Genomic DNA, 721 nt, shown 5'->3' with positions numbered 1-721 from the left:
AATCAAATTATTTCAGAAGCAGCGAAAGTCCGTTATCGCTCGAATAATGATTGGAGCTGTCCAATTGTTATTCGTGCTCCTTATGGCGGCGGCGTTCACGGTGCTTTGTATCATTCTCAATCAGTTGAGGCTGTATTTGCTAATCAACCGGGATTGAAAATTGTAATGCCTTCTACACCATATGATGCGAAAGGATTGTTAAAGGCAGCCATTCGTGATAATGACCCGGTTTTATTTTTCGAGCACAAAAGGGCTTATCGTTTAATTAAGGGAGAAGTCCCAACAGATGATTACACATTGCCAATCGGAAAAGCTGATGTGAAGCGTGACGGAGATGACATTACCGTTATTACCTACGGTCTATGTGTTCATTTTGCCCTCCAAGCGGCTGAAAAATTAGCGAAGGATGGAATCTCCGCACATATTCTTGATTTGAGAACCGTATACCCTCTTGATAAAGAAGCTATTATTGAAGCAGCTTCAAAAACAGGTAAAGTCTTGCTTGTTACCGAGGATACAAAAGAAGGCAGTATTATGAGTGAAGTATCAGCTATTATTGCTGAAAATTGCTTATTTGAATTAGATGCTCCAATAATGCGTCTAGCTGGACCTGATGTACCAGCCATGCCATATGCTCCAACAATGGAAAAATTCTTTATGGTAAACCCAGATAAAGTCGAAAAAGCAATGAGAGAACTTGCTGAGTACTAAAACGAAAAGC

Annotated in this window: 1 protein-coding gene; it reads left to right on the top strand. The window is 40.2% G+C overall.

The genetic code is table 11. The features are described 5' to 3' along the window. Positions 1-711, top strand: a 711-nt coding sequence (locus ABES03_RS13720; RefSeq protein ID WP_430117823.1) for an alpha-ketoacid dehydrogenase subunit beta, incomplete at its 5' end; no start/stop codon positions are given. Positions 712-721: the final 10 nt, after the last annotated feature.

The sequence above is a fragment of the Neobacillus rhizosphaerae genome, from assembly GCF_050477885.1.
GTDB lineage: Bacteria > Bacillota > Bacilli > Bacillales > Cytobacillaceae > Neobacillus > Neobacillus rhizosphaerae_A.
This window is presented reverse-complemented; position numbering and strand designations above follow the sequence as displayed.